The 17,778-nt window shown below is 70.3% G+C and carries 16 protein-coding genes; 10 read left to right on the top strand and 6 right to left on the bottom strand.

What is annotated here, in order from left to right; genetic code table 11:
• Window positions 1-19 precede the first annotated feature (19 nt).
• Window positions 20-628: a DUF3043 domain-containing protein gene (locus ACFYOB_RS05640; RefSeq protein WP_388554903.1), complete on the bottom strand. Its 609-nt coding sequence runs from the start codon at window positions 626-628 to the stop codon at window positions 20-22.
• Window positions 629-909: 281 nt separating this feature from the next.
• Here ACFYOB_RS05640 and ACFYOB_RS05635 point away from each other — a divergent pair, with 281 nt between their 5' ends.
• Both ACFYOB_RS05635 and ACFYOB_RS05630 read left to right on the top strand, forming a co-directional pair.
• Window positions 910-1,701, top strand: coding sequence for a PspA/IM30 family protein (locus ACFYOB_RS05635; protein WP_388554901.1), 792 nt, complete (start codon window positions 910-912; stop codon window positions 1,699-1,701).
• Between the two features lie 13 nt (window positions 1,702-1,714).
• On the top strand, window positions 1,715-1,993 hold the full coding sequence (locus ACFYOB_RS05630) for a hypothetical protein (protein ID WP_388554899.1): 279 nt from the start codon (window positions 1,715-1,717) through the stop codon (window positions 1,991-1,993).
• Between the two features lie 84 nt (window positions 1,994-2,077).
• Here ACFYOB_RS05630 and ACFYOB_RS05625 read toward each other — a convergent pair whose 3' ends face one another.
• Window positions 2,078-2,851, bottom strand: a complete 774-nt coding sequence (locus ACFYOB_RS05625) for a hypothetical protein (RefSeq protein WP_388554896.1) — start codon at window positions 2,849-2,851, stop codon at window positions 2,078-2,080.
• 70 nt (window positions 2,852-2,921) lie between these two features.
• On the opposite strand from ACFYOB_RS05625, the gene cobS reads away from it, so the two are divergent.
• The 3 genes from cobS (at window position 2,922) to ACFYOB_RS05610 (ending at window position 7,828) form a co-directional block, all read left to right on the top strand.
• On the top strand, window positions 2,922-3,743 hold the full coding sequence (cobS, locus tag ACFYOB_RS05620) for an adenosylcobinamide-GDP ribazoletransferase (RefSeq protein WP_388554894.1): 822 nt from the start codon (window positions 2,922-2,924) through the stop codon (window positions 3,741-3,743).
• Window positions 3,744-3,780: 37 nt separating this feature from the next.
• Window positions 3,781-4,518 (top strand): response regulator, encoded by a 738-nt coding sequence (locus ACFYOB_RS05615; RefSeq protein WP_388554892.1) that lies wholly within the window; start codon window positions 3,781-3,783, stop codon window positions 4,516-4,518.
• 166 nt (window positions 4,519-4,684) lie between these two features.
• Window positions 4,685-7,828, top strand: a complete 3,144-nt coding sequence (locus tag ACFYOB_RS05610) for an efflux RND transporter permease subunit (protein WP_388554890.1) — start codon at window positions 4,685-4,687, stop codon at window positions 7,826-7,828.
• 118 nt (window positions 7,829-7,946) lie between these two features.
• Here the strand turns inward: ACFYOB_RS05610 and nadA are convergent, their stop codons facing one another.
• Window positions 7,947-9,134, bottom strand: coding sequence for a quinolinate synthase NadA (gene nadA, locus ACFYOB_RS05605; protein WP_388554887.1), 1,188 nt, complete (start codon window positions 9,132-9,134; stop codon window positions 7,947-7,949).
• 293 nt (window positions 9,135-9,427) lie between these two features.
• Here nadA and erpA point away from each other — a divergent pair, with 293 nt between their 5' ends.
• The gene (gene erpA, locus ACFYOB_RS05600; protein ID WP_030010511.1) at window positions 9,428-9,784 is read left to right on the top strand and encodes an iron-sulfur cluster insertion protein ErpA; all 357 of its coding nucleotides are present in this window, start codon (window positions 9,428-9,430) and stop codon (window positions 9,782-9,784) included.
• Between the two features lie 78 nt (window positions 9,785-9,862).
• Here the strand turns inward: erpA and ACFYOB_RS05595 are convergent, their stop codons facing one another.
• Together ACFYOB_RS05595 and ACFYOB_RS05590 are read right to left on the bottom strand one after the other, a co-directional pair.
• Window positions 9,863-11,290, bottom strand: a complete 1,428-nt coding sequence (locus tag ACFYOB_RS05595; RefSeq protein WP_388554884.1) for a hypothetical protein — start codon at window positions 11,288-11,290, stop codon at window positions 9,863-9,865.
• Window positions 11,291-11,373: 83 nt separating this feature from the next.
• On the bottom strand, window positions 11,374-11,613 hold the full coding sequence (locus ACFYOB_RS05590; RefSeq protein WP_388554881.1) for a hypothetical protein: 240 nt from the start codon (window positions 11,611-11,613) through the stop codon (window positions 11,374-11,376).
• A gap of 132 nt (window positions 11,614-11,745) precedes the next feature.
• Between ACFYOB_RS05590 and ACFYOB_RS05585 the strand changes: the two genes are divergently transcribed.
• Window positions 11,746-12,723, top strand: a complete 978-nt coding sequence (locus tag ACFYOB_RS05585) for a carbohydrate kinase family protein (RefSeq protein WP_388554878.1) — start codon at window positions 11,746-11,748, stop codon at window positions 12,721-12,723.
• Between the two features lie 126 nt (window positions 12,724-12,849).
• On the opposite strand, the gene ACFYOB_RS05580 is transcribed toward ACFYOB_RS05585, so the two are convergent.
• Entirely contained in the window at window positions 12,850-14,229 is a 1,380-nt protein-coding gene (locus tag ACFYOB_RS05580; RefSeq protein WP_388554876.1) for a cysteine desulfurase/sulfurtransferase TusA family protein, read from the bottom strand.
• A gap of 363 nt (window positions 14,230-14,592) precedes the next feature.
• Between ACFYOB_RS05580 and coxB the strand changes: the two genes are divergently transcribed.
• The 3 genes from coxB to ACFYOB_RS05565 are packed head-to-tail and all read left to right on the top strand — an operon-like array spanning window position 14,593 to window position 17,686.
• Window positions 14,593-15,564, top strand: a complete 972-nt coding sequence (gene coxB / locus ACFYOB_RS05575; RefSeq protein ID WP_388554873.1) for a cytochrome c oxidase subunit II — start codon at window positions 14,593-14,595, stop codon at window positions 15,562-15,564.
• The gene (ctaD, locus tag ACFYOB_RS05570) at window positions 15,561-17,291 is read left to right on the top strand and encodes a cytochrome c oxidase subunit I (RefSeq protein WP_388554870.1); all 1,731 of its coding nucleotides are present in this window, start codon (window positions 15,561-15,563) and stop codon (window positions 17,289-17,291) included. The genes coxB and ctaD overlap by 4 nt, the downstream gene beginning before the upstream one ends.
• Window positions 17,288-17,686: a cytochrome c oxidase subunit 4 gene (locus ACFYOB_RS05565; protein ID WP_328925293.1), complete on the top strand. Its 399-nt coding sequence runs from the start codon at window positions 17,288-17,290 to the stop codon at window positions 17,684-17,686. The genes ctaD and ACFYOB_RS05565 overlap by 4 nt, the downstream gene beginning before the upstream one ends.
• Window positions 17,687-17,778: the final 92 nt, after the last annotated feature.

Raw genomic sequence — 17,778 nt, 5'->3', positions numbered from 1 at the left:
GCTCCGGGCGTCCCTCCGCTCAGGGTCGTTCCCCGCGCTTGACCTGCGGCTTCGGCAGGCGCAGCCGGCGCATCTGAAGGGTGCGCATGAGGCCGTACGCGACGGCGCCGCGGCGGGGCTCGTTCGGGAAGCGCTCGTTCAGCGCCTTGCGGAGGCGGAACACGAGGCCGATGGAGTCGAGGATGATCAGCGCGATCACGCCGAGCCACAGGGTCAGTGCGATGTTCTGGATCGACGGCACCCGAACCATGCTCAGCACCAGGATGATCACTGCCAGCGGCAGGAACATCTCAGCGACCGAGAAGCGGGAGTCCACGTAGTCGCGGACGAACCTGCGGACGGGGCCCTTGTCACGGGCGGGCAGGTAACGCTCGTCGCCGTTGGCCAGCGCTTCGCGCTGCTTGGCCATTTCTTCGCGACGGCGCTCGCGGGCTCGCTTGGCATCCTCCTTGCGGTTGCCGGTCGAGGCCACCACGGCCTTGCGCTGCGACTGGGCCACAGCACGCTTCGGCGTAGGGCGGCCCTTCGGGGCCTGCGGATGACGGGGCTGCGAGAGGTCGGCGCTCACCTTGTCGGTGGCGGCGGCCTTCTCTTCCTTGGAGGAGCGGCTACCAAACACAAAACCCAAGCCTACGTGGTTGCGGGCATGGGCCCCACCCCGGCGGGGAACGATCCGGCAACGGCGGGCGTCTTCCCATTGCAAGGTTCGTGCCGCGGGCGCGCTCCCGGTGCCGGGCCGACCGGTCGGGGGCTCACCTACTCCTCACGCCTGATACGGCGGGGACGCAGTCGTCCTGGAGGAGGAGCGCATCCGTACTCGAACAGTGCGGTAATGGAGACAGGGCCCGTACTGTGGGTTCTGTTGGTGACCTGGAGCACAGTCCGTCTAGAAGGGGGCGCGCGAAGCCCATGAGCGGTGTCATGAAGCGTATGGGGATGATCTTCCGCGCGAAGGCGAACAAGGCCCTGGACCGGGCCGAGGACCCGCGCGAGACCCTCGACTACTCGTACCAGAAGCAGCTCGAACTGCTTCAGAAGGTGCGCCGCGGAGTCGCCGACGTGGCGACGTCCCGCAAGCGTCTGGAACTGCAGCTGAACCAGCTCCAGGGGCAGTCCGCCAAGCTGGAGGACCAGGGCCGCAAGGCGCTCGCCCTGGGCCGCGAGGACCTGGCCCGCGAGGCCCTCTCCCGTCGTGCCTCGCTCCAGCAGCAGGTCAGCGACCTGGAGGTGCAGCACCAGACCCTGCAGGGCGAGGAGGAGAAGCTCACCCTCGCCGCCCAGCGCCTGCAGGCCAAGGTGGATGCTTTCCGGACAAAGAAGGAGACCATCAAGGCCACCTACACCGCGGCGCAGGCGCAGACCCGCATCGCGGAGTCCTTCTCCGGCATCTCCGAGGAGATGAGCGACGTCGGCCTGGCCATCCAGCGCGCCGAGGACAAGACCGCCCAGCTCCAGGCCCGCGCCGGCGCGATCGACGAACTGCTGGCCTCCGGGGCCCTGGACGACCAGTCCGGTCTGGCGAGGGACGACATCCAGACCGAGCTGGACCGCCTGTCGGGCGGTACGGACGTGGAGCTGGAGCTCCAGCGGATGAAGGCCGAGCTGGCGGGCGGCCCGTCCGCGCAGCAGCAGGCCATCGAGGGTGGCGCCCAGGGCTCCGGCCAGCAGCCCCAGACCCAGCACCGCTTCGACAAGCAGTAGGACGGGGTCCGTCATGATTGTCCGCATCATGGGGGAAGGCCAGGTGAAGCTGGCCGACAGTCACTTCGCCGAGCTCAACAAGCTGGACGACGACCTGCTCGCGGAGATGGAGAGCGGCGACGAGGAGGCCTTCCGGCGCACGCTTGGCGCGCTGCTCGAAGCCGTACGGCGGCTCGGAGTGCCGCTGCCCGACGACGCGCTGGAGCCCTCCGAGCTGATCCTGCCCGCCCCGGACGCGAGCCTCGACGAGGTCAGGGAGATGCTCAGCGACGACGGCCTGATCCCGGGCTGACCGGCTGCCTCGGCGAGCGGCCGAGTGCGGTACGACGGCGGGCCCGCCCCTTTCCGGGGGCGGGCCCGCCGTCGTACCGCGTCCTCACTGCCCGGGCGGCTTCTCCACGGCCGCCGCCCGCTCCGGGTCGGGGGTACCGCCGATGAAGTTCTCGAACCTGCGGCGCGGCCCGGCCCAGCGCCGGTCGTGGTGGAAGGCGCGCAGACCGGCCTTGGCCCGGGCGTGCGGGCGATTCGCGTAGAACCTCTTGGCGTACGGGGACCCGGGCCTGGCCAGCCGGATCGCGCCGACCAGCGCCACCAGGGGGACCACCGTGCCGAAGATCGCGGTCCGCGCCTTGCCCTTCCACAGGGCGATCAGGGCGAGGAAGAAGTTGGTGGCGGTGTTCATGACGACCAGCCCGCGGCTCTGCCGCTCGTCGGGCGTCAGCTCGTTCACCCCGAAGGGCAGGAAGCCGCCCAGGACCAGGGCCACCAGCGCGGCCGTCAGGACCACGATCTCCACGCTCTTGCGGCCCTGCTCGCTCCAGTAGACGTCGTCGAGGTGCAGGATCAGCGCGAACTCGTCCAGCACCAGGCCCGCCCCCAGCCCGAAGATCACGGCGGAGACCATCGCGCCGAAGCCGTACCCGCCGGTGCCGATCGCCCCGAAACCGCCGATGATCACCAGGATCACCCCGGGCACCACGTGGTGGATGTGCACGCCGCCGGGGGTGACGTTCTTGAACGGCCCCCGCCCGGCCCGGATCAGGCGGGTGATCACGCGGGTGACCAGGAACGACGTCACGAACGAGAGCAGGGCGAGCAGCATGGGCAGCTTCCCCGGTTCGACGATGTTCCGATACCACCAGTGACCCATCCCACTGACTCCCTGTTTGGAACGTAATGGGTAATTTACCGCCAGTGGTGAGCGGGTAGCGTTCGCGCCGATGACAGATTCGTTCGATGATCCGATCCTGACGCCGCCCCCGGAACGCGCCTCGTTCCCCGACGGCGTCCGCTTCGCGTTCGGCACCCTGACCGTGCTGCCCGCCCGCATCACCCGGTGGGACCGCCCCGCCGCACGCACCGGCATGGCCTGCGCCCCGCTCGCCGGGCTGGTCGTAGGCGTGCTCGCCACCGTGCCCGGGGTGCTCCTGCTCGCCCTCGGCGCGGGACCGCTGCTCGCCGCCGCCGTCACCGTCGCCGTACCGGCCGCGCTGACCCGCGGTCTGCACCTGGACGGACTCGCCGACACGGCGGACGGCCTGGGCAGCGCCAAACCGGCCGAGGACGCGCTGCGCATCATGAAGCAGTCCGACATCGGCCCCTTCGGCGTCGTGGCCCTGGTGATCACGATGCTGGTGCAGGTGGCCGCCCTGTCCGAGGTGTACGCCGACAGCTGGATCCGCGGCGCCCTCGCCGCCGTGACCGCCGCCGTGACCGCCCGCCTCGCCATGACCCTCGCCTCCCGCGAAGGGGTCCCGCCCGCCCGCCCCGAGGGACTCGGCGCGGCGGTCGCCGGGGTGGTCCCGCGCGCCGCGGCCGCCGCGATCGCGGCCCTGACCGTGGCGCTGGCCGCCACGGCCGCCCTCCCGCTGGGCCTGCCGGCCGCCGGCCGGCACGCGGCCGCCGTCCTGGCCGCCCTGCTCGCCGCAGAACTGCTGCTGCGCCGCTGCGTCCGGCGCTTCGACGGGGTCACCGGCGACGTCTTCGGAGCCCTGGCCGAGGTCTCCGCGACCACCGCGCTGATCGTCCTCGCCCTGGGCTGACCCGGCCCGGCCGCACGGGCCCGCGTACCCTCACCCCGTGGACCACACTCCGACGGACCAGACCCCCGCGGCGCCCGGCGCACCGATCAAGGTCCTGCTCGCAGACGACCAGGCTCTGCTGCGCAGCGCCTTCAAGGTGCTCGTGGACTCCGAGCCCGACATGGAAGTCGTCGGGGAGGCCTCCGACGGGGCGCAGGCCTACGAGCTCGCCCGGCGGACGCGCGCCGACGTCGTACTCATGGACATCCGGATGCCCGGCACCGACGGGCTCGCCGCCACCCGCATGATCAGCCGCGATCCGGAACTCGCCGCCGTGCGCGTGGTGATGCTGACGACCTTCGAGGTCGACGAGTACGTCGCCGCCGCCCTGCGGGCCGGTGCCTCCGGCTTCCTCGGCAAGGGCGCCGAGCCGGAGGACCTCCTCAATGCCATCCGAGTCGCGCACGCCGGTGAGGCCCTGCTCTCCCCGGCCGCCACCAAGGGGCTCATCGCCACCTTCCTCGCCCAGGGCGGCGGCGCGGACCCGGCCGCCGCCGGGGCCGGCGCCGGCTCGCACGCGCAGCGGCTCGCCGCGCTGACCGTCCGGGAGCGAGAGGTCCTCGTACACGTCGCCGCGGGGCTGTCCAACGACGGGATCGCCGGACGGCTGGAAGTCAGCCCCCTCACCGTCAAGACCCACGTGAACCGGGCCATGGCCAAGCTCGGTGCCCGCGACCGTGCCCAATTGGTGGTCATCGCCTACGAATCGGGACTGGTCCGGCCGCGCGCGGAGTAGCGGGCGAAGGTAGGGAGCGATACGGATCAGTACGGAGTAGTGCTGCGTACTGCGGACGCGGTATGCCGCAGATAAGGACGGGACCTGCGAGCGACGCAATCGCGCCGCGGCGTACGAAAGGCTGAAACGGCCCTCGCGTTCGCCACTGCAGAGAGATCTCATACCCATGTCCTGGCTGTCCCGCTTCAGCCTTGCCCAAAGGGCGTTGATCGGCCTCGTGTCGATCGTCGCGCTCCTCTTCGGCGCCATAGCCATCCCGCAGCTCAAGCAGCAGCTGCTGCCCTCCATCGAACTCCCGATGGTCTCCGTGCTCGCGCCGTACCAGGGCGCCTCGCCCGACGTGGTGGAGAAGCAGGTCGTCGAACCGATCGAGGCCATGCTCAAGGGCGTCGACGGCATCACCGGCGTCACCTCCACCGCCAGCGAGGGCAACGCCCTCATCATGGCCACCTTCGACTACGGCGACAGCGGCACCAAGCAGCTCGTCGCCGACGTCCAGCAGGCCGTCAACCGGGCCCGCGTCCGGCTGCCCGCCGAGGTGGACCCGCAGGTGGTGGCCGGTTCAACCGACGACATCCCGACCGTCATCCTCGCCGTCACCTCCGGCAAGGACCAGCAGGCCCTCGCCGACCAGCTGGAGCGCTCCGTCGTCCCCGTCCTCTCGGACATCGAGGGCGTCGGCCAGGTCACCGTCGACGGCGTCCAGGACCTCCAGGTCACCGTCACCCCCGACAACGCCAAGCTCGCGGCCGCAGGCCTCGACGGCGCCGCCCTCGCCCAGGGCCTCCAGGCGGGCGGCGCGACCGTGCCGGCCGGCTCCTTCGACGAGGAGGGCAAGAACCGGACCGTCCGCGTCGGCGCCGGCTACACCTCCCTCGCCCAGGTGGAGGACCTGCGCCTGAGCCCCGCACCGGGCAAGCCGGCGGTCCGGCTCGGCGACGTCGCCACCGTGAAGCAGGAGGCCGCCAAGGCCGTCTCCATCACCCGGACCAACGGCAAGCCCAGCCTCGCCCTCGTCCTCACCATGGACAAGGACGGCAGCGCCGTCGCCATCTCGGACGCCGTCAAGGACAAGCTCCCCGAGCTGCGTTCCACCCTCGGCTCCGGCGCCGACCTGACCGTCGTCAGCGACCAGGGCCCGGCCGTCGCCAAGTCCATCTCCAGCCTCACCACCGAGGGCCTGCTCGGCCTGCTCTTCGCGGTGATCGTGATCCTGGTCTTCCTGGGCTCGCTGCGCTCGACGCTGGTCACCGCGGTCTCCATCCCGCTGTCCGTCGTCCTCGCGCTCATCGTGCTCTGGACCCGCGACCTGTCGCTCAACATGCTGACGCTGGGTGCGCTCACCATCGCCATCGGCCGTGTCGTCGACGACTCGATCGTGGTCCTGGAGAACATCAAGCGCCACCTCGGCTACGGCGAGGAGCGCGAACAGGCCATCCTCACCGCCGTCAAGGAGGTGGCGGGCGCGGTCACCTCGTCCACGCTCACCACCGTCGCCGTCTTCTTGCCGATCGGCCTCACCGGCGGCATGATCGGTGAGCTCTTCGGCTCCTTCTCGCTCACCGTCACCGCCTCCCTGCTGGCCTCGCTGCTCGTCTCCCTCACCGTCGTGCCGGTGCTCTCGTACTGGTTCATGAGCACCCCGAAGGGCGTGAGCGCCGGGGACGCCGAGAGCGCCGCCCGGGCGCGGCGCGAGGCGGAGGAGAAGGAGGCGCGCAGCCGCCTGCAGAAGCTCTACGTCCGCGTCCTGGGCTTCGCCACGCGGCGTCGTCTGACCAGTGTGGCGATCGCGGTCGCCGTCCTCGTCGGCACCTTCGGGATGACCCCGCTGCTGAAGACCAACTTCTTCGACCAGGGCGAGCAGGAAGTCCTGACCGTCAAGCAGGAGCTGGCCCCCGGCACCTCGCTGGCCGCCTCCGACGAGGCGAGCCGCAAGGTCGAGGCAGCGCTGGCCCAGGTCGAGGGCGTCAAGAGCTACCAGGTCACCGTCGGCTCCTCCGGCTTCCTCGCGGCCTTCGGCGGCGGTACGGGCTCCAACCAGGCCTCGTACCAGGTCACCCTGAAGGACTCCGGCAAGGCTTCGACCGTGAAGAAGCAGATCGAGGGCAAGCTGGCCGCGCTCGACGGCATCGGCGAGACCCGCATCGCGGCGGGCGACGGCTTCGGCAACCAGAACCTCAGCGTGGTCGTCAAGGCCGGTGACGGCGAGGTCCTCGCCAAGGCCGCCGAGCAGGTGCGGGCCGAGGTGGCCACGCTGAAGAACGTCACCGACGTCCAGAGCGACCTCTCCCAGTCCGTGCCCCGGATCTCGGTGACCGCCACCCCCAAGGCGGCGGACGCCGGCCTGAACCAGGCCGCGCTCGGCGCAATCGTCGCGCAGGCCGTACGGGGCAACCCGGCGGGCAAGGCCGTCCTGGACAACACCGAACGGGACATCGTCATCAAGTCCGCGCAGCCGGCCACCACCCTGGCGCAGCTGCAGGCCCTGCCCGTCGGCCCGCTCAAGCTCGGCGACGTCGCCGAGGTCAAGGTGGTCCCCGGACCGGTCGCGATGACCCGGATCGACGGCGCCCGCGCCGCCACCGTCACCGCGAAGCCGGTCGGCGACAACACGGGCGCGGTCAGCTCCGAGCTCCAGACGAAGCTGAAGGCCCTTGACCTGCCGGAGGGCGCCACGGCCTCCATCGGCGGCGTCTCGGAGGACCAGGACGAGGCCTTCGGCTCGCTCGGCCTGGCCATGCTCGCGGCCATCGCGATCGTGTTCATGCTGCTGGTCGCGACGTTCCGCTCGCTGATCCAGCCGCTGATCCTGCTGGTCTCCATCCCGTTCGCGGCGACCGGCGCGCTCGGCCTGCTGATCGCCACCGGCACCCCGATGGGCGTCCCGGCGATGATCGGCATGCTGATGCTCATCGGCATCGTCGTGACCAACGCGATCGTCCTGATCGACCTGGTCAACCAGTACCGCGCCCAGGGGCTGGGCGTCGTCGAAGCGGTCATCGAGGGCGGCCGGCACCGCCTCCGCCCGATCCTGATGACGGCCCTGGCGACGATCTTCGCGCTGCTCCCGATGGCGCTGGGCGTCACCGGGGAGGGCGGCTTCATCTCCCAGCCGCTCGCGGTCGTGGTGATCGGCGGCCTGGTCAGCTCGACCCTGCTGACGCTCCTGCTGGTGCCGACCCTCTACACGATGGTGGAACTCCGCAAGGAGCGACGCCGCGCGAAGAAGGCGGCCAAGCGCCAGGCCCGCCTGACGGTGGCCCCGGCCCCGCAGGAGTCCTCGGACGCGGAGACGCCGGCCGGCGTCTGACGGCGTAACCGCGGGACTGCAGGACCGCAGGACCGCGTGCACCAAGGCCGAAGGGCCGCCCTCCTGTTCGGAGGGCGGCCCTTCGGGCGTCACACGGAGGGGGAAGCGGCGCCGCGGACTACGGCAGCGCGAGCATCCGCTCCAGCGCGAGCTTCGCGAAGCTCTCGGTCTCCTTGTCGACCTGGATCTGGTTGACGAGGTTGCCCTCGGCCAGGGACTCCAGGGTCCACACCAGGTGGGGGAGGTCGATGCGGTTCATCGTCGAGCAGAAGCAGACCGTCTTGTCGAGGAAGACGACCTCCTTGTCCTCCGCGGCGAAACGGTTCGCCAGGCGGCGGACCAGGTTCAGCTCGGTGCCGATGGCCCACTTGGAGCCGGCCGGGGCCGCCTCCAGCGCCTTGATGATGTACTCCGTCGAGCCGACGTAGTCCGCGGCCGCGACGACCTCGTGCTTGCACTCGGGGTGCACCAGGACGTTCACGCCGGGGATGCGGGCGCGGACGTCGTTGACCGAGTCGACCGAGAACCGGCCGTGGACCGAGCAGTGCCCGCGCCACAGGATCATCTTGGCGTTCCGCAGCTGCTCGACGGTCAGGCCGCCGTTCGGCTTGTGCGGGTTGTAGAGCACGCAGTCGTCCAGGGACATGCCCATGTCGCGGACGGCGGTGTTGCGGCCCAGGTGCTGGTCCGGGAGGAACAGCACCTTCTCGCCCTGCTCGAAGGCCCACTCCAGGGCCTTCTTCGCGTTGGACGACGTACAGATCGTGCCGCCGTGCTTGCCGGTGAAGGCCTTGATGTCGGCGGAGGAGTTCATGTACGAGACGGGGACCGTCGCACCGGCGACACCGGCCTCGGTCAGCACGTCCCAGCACTCCGCGACCTGCTCGGCGGTGGCCATGTCGGCCATCGAGCAGCCGGCGGCCAGGTCCGGCAGGACGACCTTCTGGTCGTCCGAGGTCAGGATGTCCGCGGACTCGGCCATGAAGTGCACGCCGCAGAAGACGATGTACTCGGCCTCCGGCTTGGCGGCCGCGTCCTTGGCCAGCTTGAAGGAGTCGCCGGTGACGTCGGCGAACTCGATGACCTCGTCACGCTGGTAGTGGTGGCCCAGGATGAAGACCTTGTCCCCGAGCTTCTCCTTGGCCGCGCGGGCACGCGCCACGAGGTCCGGGTCCGACGGCGAGGGAAGGTCGCCGGGGCACTCCACCCCGCGCTCGCTCTTGGGGTCGGCCTCGCGGCCGAGCAGCAGCAGGGCAAGGGGCGTCGGCTGGACGTCCAAAGGCTGGGCGGTGGTCACGACACGCACCCTTTCTGTTCTGCGACAAGGGGACTTCTGGAGGTATCGCTACGACTTCTCGTCTATTTGACGCTATCTATCATAACCTCTTCACGTCAGTTTGACGATGCCGATAGTGTCAATGTGACGCATCAGCCCGTCGATGCGCCGGCCCGCCCGTCCCGCGGTGTGCGAGCATGAATATCTGAAACAAGCGTCGGGTCCCGGAATGAATCCGCGGTCCCGCTCGTTGCCACCGACGGCAAGAGTCCGACGTTTCCCTGCCTCCGGCGGGGAGCCGCCCACTTCGGGAGTGAATGCAGATGTCCGTACAGGACGACAAGACCACTGTGAGCGACGGCATCCTCCTGTCCGACGCCGCCGCCGAGAAGGTCAGGACCCTGCTGGAGCAGGAAGGCCGCGATGACCTGGCGCTGCGCGTCGCCGTCCAGCCCGGTGGCTGCTCCGGCCTGCGCTACCAGCTCTTCTTCGACGAGCGCTCGCTCGACGGCGACGTCGTGAAGGACTTCGACGGTGTGAAGGTCGTCACCGACCGGATGAGCTCCCCGTACCTGCACGGCGCCTCGATCGACTTCGTCGACACCATCGAGAAGCAGGGCTTCACGATCGACAACCCGAACGCCACCGGCTCCTGCGCCTGCGGCGACTCGTTCAGCTAAGCCGGCCAAGCCGCACGACGAGGGCCCGCCTCCGGTCACATCCGACCGGAAGCGGGCCCTCGCCGCATCTGCGCGGAACTACTGCCGGGGGAGCGGCTTGCCCGTGGTGGCGTCGATCACCTTCCGGTCGCCCAGCGGCTGCTGGAGCGTGGCCGTCGCAGACATCTCCTGGGCGAGCATGATGCACGCCTGGCCGGGCTGGTTCGGGGTGTCCGTGATCTTCACCAGGACCGATGAAGCCTCCTCACGGGCCTCCAGCGCGTAAGTGCTGCACACGCTGCCCCAGAAGTTCACCGTCAGCTTCCGGTCGGCCTGCGCGTACGAGAATCCGGGCACCGTACGGCCGTTCTTCGGGCCGGGGGTGGTCTCCTGCGCGGCGGCCGGCTGGGCCACCGTGTGGCCGGGGGCGCCGCCCTGACCCGCCACCTCGAAGAGCCAGGCCGGGACCAGACCGCGCGCCCCGTCCACCGTCCCGGGGACCAGGCCGAGCACGGCGCCCTTGACCGTCTCCGTGCGCGGCGGCTTCATCGGCCGCGGCTCCGGGTTGCACGGCGGCGTGTCCGTGGGCCCCACCGGGTTGTCCGGATCCAGCGGGACCGAGGTCGCGCAGCCGCTGGGGCCGGTGCCGGTTCCGTCCGAACCGCCCGACTTCGCGTTCAGCCGGGCCAGCGCCTCCACGGCGCCGACCACCTGCTGGTCGGCCGCCCGTACCGGGGCCTTCAGCTCGCCGCTGCCCGCCACCACCGACGCGTCGCCGGCCACGCTCACCTTGGTGGACCACCCCTGGGTGGGGAGCCCGCCGATCACCGGGTCCGCGGTCACCACCCGCACCGCGTCCTGGGTGAGCCGGGCGTCGAGCTTCGCCCCCTCCTGGCCGACGGCGGCCAGCACCGGGCTCGCGGCCGCCTTGGCGGCCTCCTCGGACACCGGCTTGCCGGAACCCGCGTTCCCCGCGTCCTTGGGCAGGGTGGCGGGGCCGCAGGTGTCCTTGCCGCGCACGCAGTTGTCCCCGGCGCCGTTGCCCTGAACCTGGAAGCGGTTGAAGTTCCAGGTCCCCGGGGCCGTACGGGTCACCGTGAGCCGGGGCCCGGAGCCGTCGGCGGCCTCCCCGGCCACCCAGACGTCCCCGTTCAGCCGCGGCTCGCCCGGGATCCCGAGGGCCGCCGCGAGGCGGGCCACCTCGGCCGAGGAGACCTCCCCGGACGCGGTGTAGCCGGGTGCGGACGCCGGCGCCTCCGGAAGCGGGACGTCGGCCCGGTAGACCACACCGTTCCCGGACGGGTCGGGCTCCCCGGGCGCGATGCCGGGCCCCGTGGGACTGCCCGCGTCGCGGGGCGCCGAGGCCGCGCTGCTCTTCGTACGGTCGCCCGACGCGTCCCCGTAGGCGGTGGACGCCCAGTACGCGGTACCGCCGCCGGTCAGCAGGACGGCGGCCGCGATCGAGCCGATGGCCCAGGACGGCCGCCGTCGTGTGCCGCGTGATGTGCCGGGTTCTTCGCTGGTCACCGCATCGCTCCTTTACCTGTTCCGTCCTGCCTGATGCGGGTGTGACGGAACAGACGCGCAACCGGTTCCCGTATTCCCGTCCCTTACTGGTCCCCGTACGCGGCGGTGGCGGCGATCAGCCGTGCCGAGGCCGGCGGGACGCTGATCCCGTGGATCTGCGAGGGCGCCACGCGGACCGGGCGCGGGCCCGCCGGGACCGCCCAGTGCGGGGCCATCCGGGCGCAGTCGCCCAGCAGACGTGCGAAGCCGGGCCGCCGAGCGCCTTCCGCCACGCGCGCGTCGGGGGTGTACTCGGAGTAGCCGAAGTCGTCGGTATAGGTCATGGAGGCACCGTAGGCACCGTGCCTCTCGTGAAGAAAGAGCTACTACGGGGTAGTTTCGGCCGTTCGGCCCGGGGCCCTCGACCGGGTAGTTTTGACTGTCCCCTTGCCGTCCTCCGCAGGAGCGTCCACGCCGTGCGCATCGCAGTCACCGGCTCCATCGCCACCGACCACCTCATGACCTTCCCCGGCCGATTCGCCGACCAGCTGGTCGCGGACCAGCTGCACACGGTCTCCCTCTCCTTCCTCGTCGACAACCTCGACGTCCGGCGGGGCGGTGTCGGCCCGAACATCTGCTTCGGAATGGGGCAGCTCGGCAGCCGCCCGGTCCTGGTCGGAGCCGCCGGCTCCGACTTCGACGAGTACCGCGCCTGGCTGGACCGGCACGGCGTCGACACCGAGTCCGTCCGGATCTCCGAGGTCCTGCACACCGCGCGCTTCGTGTGCACCACGGACTCCGACCACAACCAGATCGGCTCCTTCTACACGGGCGCGATGAGCGAGGCCCGCCTGATCGAGCTGAAGTCCGTCGCCGACCGGGTGGGCGGGCTGGACCTGGTCCTGATCGGTGCGGACGACCCCGAGGCGATGCTGCGCCACACGGAAGAGTGCCGCACGCGCGCGATCCCCTTCGCCGCCGACTTCTCGCAGCAGATCGCCCGGATGGACGGCGACAACATCCGCACCCTGATGGAGGGCGCGACGTACCTCTTCTCGAACGAGTACGAGAAGGGCCTCATCGAGTCGAAGTCGGGCTGGACGGACGCGGAGATCCTGGCGAAGGTCGGCACGCGGGTGACCACGCTGGGATCGCAGGGCGTGCGGATCGAGCGCGCGGGCGAGGACCCGATCGTGGTCGGCTGCCCCGAGGAGAACGCGAAGGTCGACCCGACGGGTGTCGGCGACGCGTTCCGCGCCGGGTTCCTGACCGGGCTGAGCTGGGGCGTCGGCCTGGAGCGCGCCGCCCAGCTGGGCTGCATGCTGGCGACGCTGGTCATCGAGACGCTCGGCACCCAGGAGTACACCCTGGCCCGGGCCCACTTCATGGAGCGCTTCACGAAGGCGTACGGGGACGAGGCCGCCGCCGAGGTCCGCGCCCACCTCGCGGCGTAACCGCCGCTCGGCCCCGGCCCCGCCGTTCCGTGCGGGGTCGGGTGTCCGGGTGCGGGCCGAAGACCGGGGCCCCGCCCCGGACCCCGCGCCGCCGCAGCCGGCAGCGGCGCCCGGCGGCCGACGGGGTCAGACGGTTCGCCGGACCCGGTACGCCACGCCTCCCGGAACAGGGGCTTCGCCCAGGTAGACGTGCCCGCGCATCGAGCACCACGCTGGGATGTCCAGCCGGGCCACCTCGTCGTCCGACAGGACGGTCACCGTGCCGCCCACCGGCACCCGCCCGATGGCGCGGGCCAGCTCGATCACCGGCTGCGGGCAGCGCAGCCCGAGCGCGTCGACCTCGACCTCGTCGGCCTCCGGGGCCGCCGGCTCGGGAGCCGCCACTCCCAGCCGGTCCCGTACCCCCGCCACCGCACCCGGCAGCACCTCCAGGAACGCGTTCACCTCTTCCGCGGAGGTACCCGGCGGCAGCGAGACCCGTACGTTTCCCTCCGACAGCACCCCCATCGCCCGCAGCACATGACTCGGGGTCAGGGTGGAGCTGGTGCAGGACGAGCCCGAATTGACCGAGAAGCCCGCCCGGTCCAGTTCGTGGAGCAGGATCTCCCCGTCGACGTACAGGCAGGAGAAGGTGACCAGATGCGGAAGCCTGCGGTCCGGGTCGCCCACCACCTCCACGTCCGGGACCAGCCGGACCACCCGGCGCCGGATCCGGTCGACCAGGATCCGCAGCCGGGCCGCCTCCGCGTCTGCCTCGGCCAGTACGGCCCGCAAGGACGCCGCGGCCGCAACGATCGCGGGGAGGTTCGCGAAGCCGGGGGAGCGGCCCGACTCCCGTTCGTCCGTGGGGCCTTGGGGGGAGAAGCGGACGCCCTTGCGCACCGCCAGCAGGCCGACCCCCGGAGGGCCGCCCCACTTGTGCGCGCTCGCGGCCAGGACGGACCAGGCACCTTCCACCGGCCCCCAGCCCAGCGATTGCGCCGCGTCCACCAGCAGCGGCACCCCGGCTTCCGCGCAGACCTCGGCGACCTCCGCCACCGGCTGGACCGTGCCCACCTCGTGGTTGGCGGACTGGAGGCAGGCCAGCGCGGTGGACGCCCCCACGGCCTCGCGGTATCCCGCCGCGGTCACGGCGCCCGTACGGTCCACCGGAACCTCGGTCACCGTCCCGCCGTGCGCCTCGTGCACCTCCGCCGCGTGGAGTACAGAACTGTGTTCGACCGCGGATACGACCAGGTGCCCGCCGATCCGCCGGCGGCCCGCGAGGACCCCCGCCACCCCCGTGTGAACCGCGTGCGTCCCCGAAGGAGTGAACACCAGCTCGTCGGCGCGGCATCCCACCGCCTCCGCGGCCGCCTCCCGCGCCGCGTCCAGCAGTAGCCGGGCCCTCCTGCCCTCCCGGTACAGCCGGGCCGGGTCGGCCCAGCCCTCGTCCAGGGAGGCCTGCAACGCCTGCCGGGCCACGGGGTGCAGGGGAGCGGCGGACGCGCTGTCGAAGTACGGCATCCGGTCACGGTAAGGCAGGGGCCGCGCCGGGGGTCCCCCGGACGGAGTCCGGGGGGAACGCCGCCCAGGGGTGAGGGCCGGGAGGCGGGCGCGGCGGAACCCGGCCGCGTACGAGGTCAGGGGGCGTCAGATCTGCCCCGGAGCCCACCATTCAGGGCCATTCGAGCCGTCCCCCGTACGGCGGATCCATCCCTTCGGGGGCAGTAGCGGCGCGTTGGGCACCCTCCCCGCGCGACCCCAAATAGCGTCCAGTAGGGTTTGGTCCGCATAAACATCCAAACCCCTGCCTGCGTCAGGGCCGGCGACCGACCCGAACACGGCCGCGGCCGGCCGCGCGGGCCGAGACTCTCGGGAAGGCGCTACGTGAGTCCCTACGGCTCCGACCGCTCGCCGCGGCGCCCGATGCGGCGGAAGCTGCTCCAGGCGCTGACTGCGGGCGCGGTCCTGGCGACCGCCACTGGTTGCTCGTACAACTGGCAAGACTTCCCCCGCCTCGGAATGCCCTATCCGGTCACGGAGGAGGCGCCTCGCATCCTGTCCCTGTGGCAGGGGTCGTGGGCAGCTGCTCTCATCACGGGCATCCTGGTCTGGGGCCTGATCATCTGGAGCATCATCTTCCACCGGCGCAGCCGGACGAAGGTGGAGGTTCCCCCGCAGACCCGGTACAACATGCCCATCGAGGCGCTGTACACCGTGGTCCCGCTCATCATCGTCTCGGTGCTGTTCTACTTCACCGCGCGTGACGAGTCGAAGCTGCTCGCGCTCTCCAAGCCGGCTCACACGATCAACGTGGTCGGCTTCCAGTGGAGCTGGGGCTTCAACTACGTCGAGAACGTCGACGGCGACGGCGCGACCCCGAAGGCGGGCGAGGTTCCCAAGGAGCTCGCCAACATCCCGGACCGCTTCACCAAGGACTTCCCGCTGGGCGCCGAGGGCGTCTACGAGAAGGGCACCCCTGGCGACCGGAACCCGAAGACGGGCAACCCGGGGCCGACCCTCTACCTGCCCAAGGGCGAGAAGGTCCGCTTCATCCTGTCGTCGAACGACGTCATCCACTCCTTCTGGGTGGTCCCGTTCCTCTTCAAGCAGGACGTCATCCCGGGCCACACCAACGTCTTCGAGGTCATTCCTTCGCAAGAGGGTGTCTTCATGGGCAAGTGCGCCGAGCTCTGCGGTGTCGACCACTCCCGGATGCTCTTCAACGTGGAGGTCGTCTCGCCCGAGGCCTACCGGGCACACCTCAAGGAACTGGCCGAGAAGGGGCAGACCGGCTTCCTGCCGGCCGGCATCAAGCAGACTGACCCGGCCCGGAATGCGGAGACGAACAAACTGTGAGCATCCTCAACGAATCTCAGGGTGCCGCCGCCGACTCGTATGAGAACGAGCTGCCGGTACGGCGCAAGCAGCCGGGCAATGTCGTCGTGAAGTGGCTTACCACTACCGACCACAAGACCATCGGCACGATGTACCTGGTCACTTCGTTCGTGTTCTTCCTCATCGGCGGCATCCTGGCGCTCTTCATGCGCGCCGAGCTGGCCCGTCCGGGCACGCAGATCATGTCGAACGAGCAGTTCAACCAGGCGTTCACGATGCACGGCACGATCATGCTGCTGATGTTCGCGACGCCGCTCTTCGCCGGATTCGCGAACTGGATCATGCCGCTGCAGATCGGCGCGCCCGACGTGGCGTTCCCGCGGCTGAACATGTTCGCGTACTGGCTGTACCTCTTCGGCTCGACCATCGCGGTGGCCGGCTTCATCACGCCGAACGGCGCCGCCGACTTCGGCTGGTTCGCCTACTCCCCGCTGTCCGACGCGGTCCGCTCGCCGGGCATCGGCGCCGACATGTGGATCATGGGTCTGGCCTTCTCCGGCTTCGGCACGATCCTCGGCTCGGTCAACTTCATCACCACGATCATCTGCATGCGCGCGCCCGGCATGACGATGTTCCGCATGCCGATCTTCACCTGGAACGTGCTGCTGACCGGTGTCCTGGTCCTGCTCGCCTTCCCGGTGCTGGCCGCCGCGCTCTTCGCGCTGGAGGCCGACCGCAAGTTCGGTGCGCACGTGTTCGACGCCTCCAACGGCGGCGCATTGCTGTGGCAACACCTCTTCTGGTTCTTCGGACACCCAGAGGTGTACATCATCGCGCTGCCGTTCTTCGGAATCGTTTCCGAGATCATCCCGGTCTTCTCGCGCAAGCCGATGTTCGGTTACATCGGTCTGATCGCCGCGACGATCGCGATCGCCGGTCTCTCCGTGACCGTGTGGGCTCACCACATGTACGTCACGGGCGGTGTGCTGCTGCCGTTCTTCTCCTTCATGACCTTCCTGATCGCGGTACCGACCGGTGTGAAGTTCTTCAACTGGATCGGCACCATGTGGAAGGGCTCGCTGTCCTTCGAGACCCCGATGCTCTGGACGATCGGCTTCCTGGTCACCTTCACCTTCGGTGGTCTGACCGGCGTCATCCTGGCCTCGCCCCCGATGGACTTCCACGTCTCCGACTCGTACTTCGTCGTCGCGCACTTCCACTACGTCGTCTTCGGCACCGTGGTGTTCGCGATGTTCGCCGGCTTCCACTTCTGGTGGCCGAAGTTCACGGGCAAGATGCTGGACGAGCGCCTCGGCAAGGTCACCTTCTGGACGCTGTTCATCGGCTTCCACGGCACGTTCCTGGTGCAGCACTGGCTGGGTGCCGAGGGCATGCCGCGTCGTTACGCGGACTACCTCGCCGCCGACGGCTTCACCACCCTGAACACGATCTCGACGATCAGCTCGTTCCTGCTGGGCCTGTCGATCCTGCCGTTCATGTACAACGTCTGGAAGACGGCGAAGTACGGCAAGAAGATCGAGGTCGACGACCCGTGGGGCTACGGCCGTTCGCTCGAGTGGGCGACGTCCTGCCCGCCGCCGCGGCACAACTTCCTCACCCTGCCGCGGATCCGCTCCGAGTCCCCGGCGTTCGACCTGCACCACCCGGAGATCGCGGCCCTCGACCACCTCGAGGACCACAGCGTGGCCGCCCAGGCCGTCACCGGTGGCAAGGAGGCCGGCAAGTGAAGATCCAGGGCAAGCTGTTCCTTTGGCTCTCGGCCTTCATCCTGATCATGGCCGTCGTGTACGGCGTGTGGTCGAAGGAGCCCGTCGGAACCACCGCGCTCTTCCTGGCCTTCGGCCTGAGCGTCATGATCGGCTACTACCTGGCCTTCACGGCCAAGCGCGTGGACGAGATGGCCCAGGACAACCTGGAGGCCGACGTCGCCGACGAGGCGGGCGAGCTGGGGTTCTTCGCCCCGCACAGCTGGCAGCCGCTCTCGCTGGGCATCGGCGGTGCGCTCGCGTTCATGGGCGTCATCTTCGGCTGGTGGCTCATGTACTTCTCGGCCCCGATCATCGTGATCGGCCTGTGGGGCTGGGTGTACGAGTACTACCGCGGTGAGAACCAGAACCAGTAGTACCGAAAGCGCCGGCCGCAACACCGGCATCAGAGCTGAACCTGGGGCCCGGACACCTCTTCGGAGGAGTCCGGGCCCCTCGTTTGCAGTCA

It is taken from the genome of Streptomyces sp. NPDC006463 (assembly GCF_042870715.1).
Taxonomy (GTDB): Bacteria; Actinomycetota; Actinomycetes; order Streptomycetales; family Streptomycetaceae; genus Streptomyces.
This window is presented reverse-complemented; position numbering and strand designations above follow the sequence as displayed.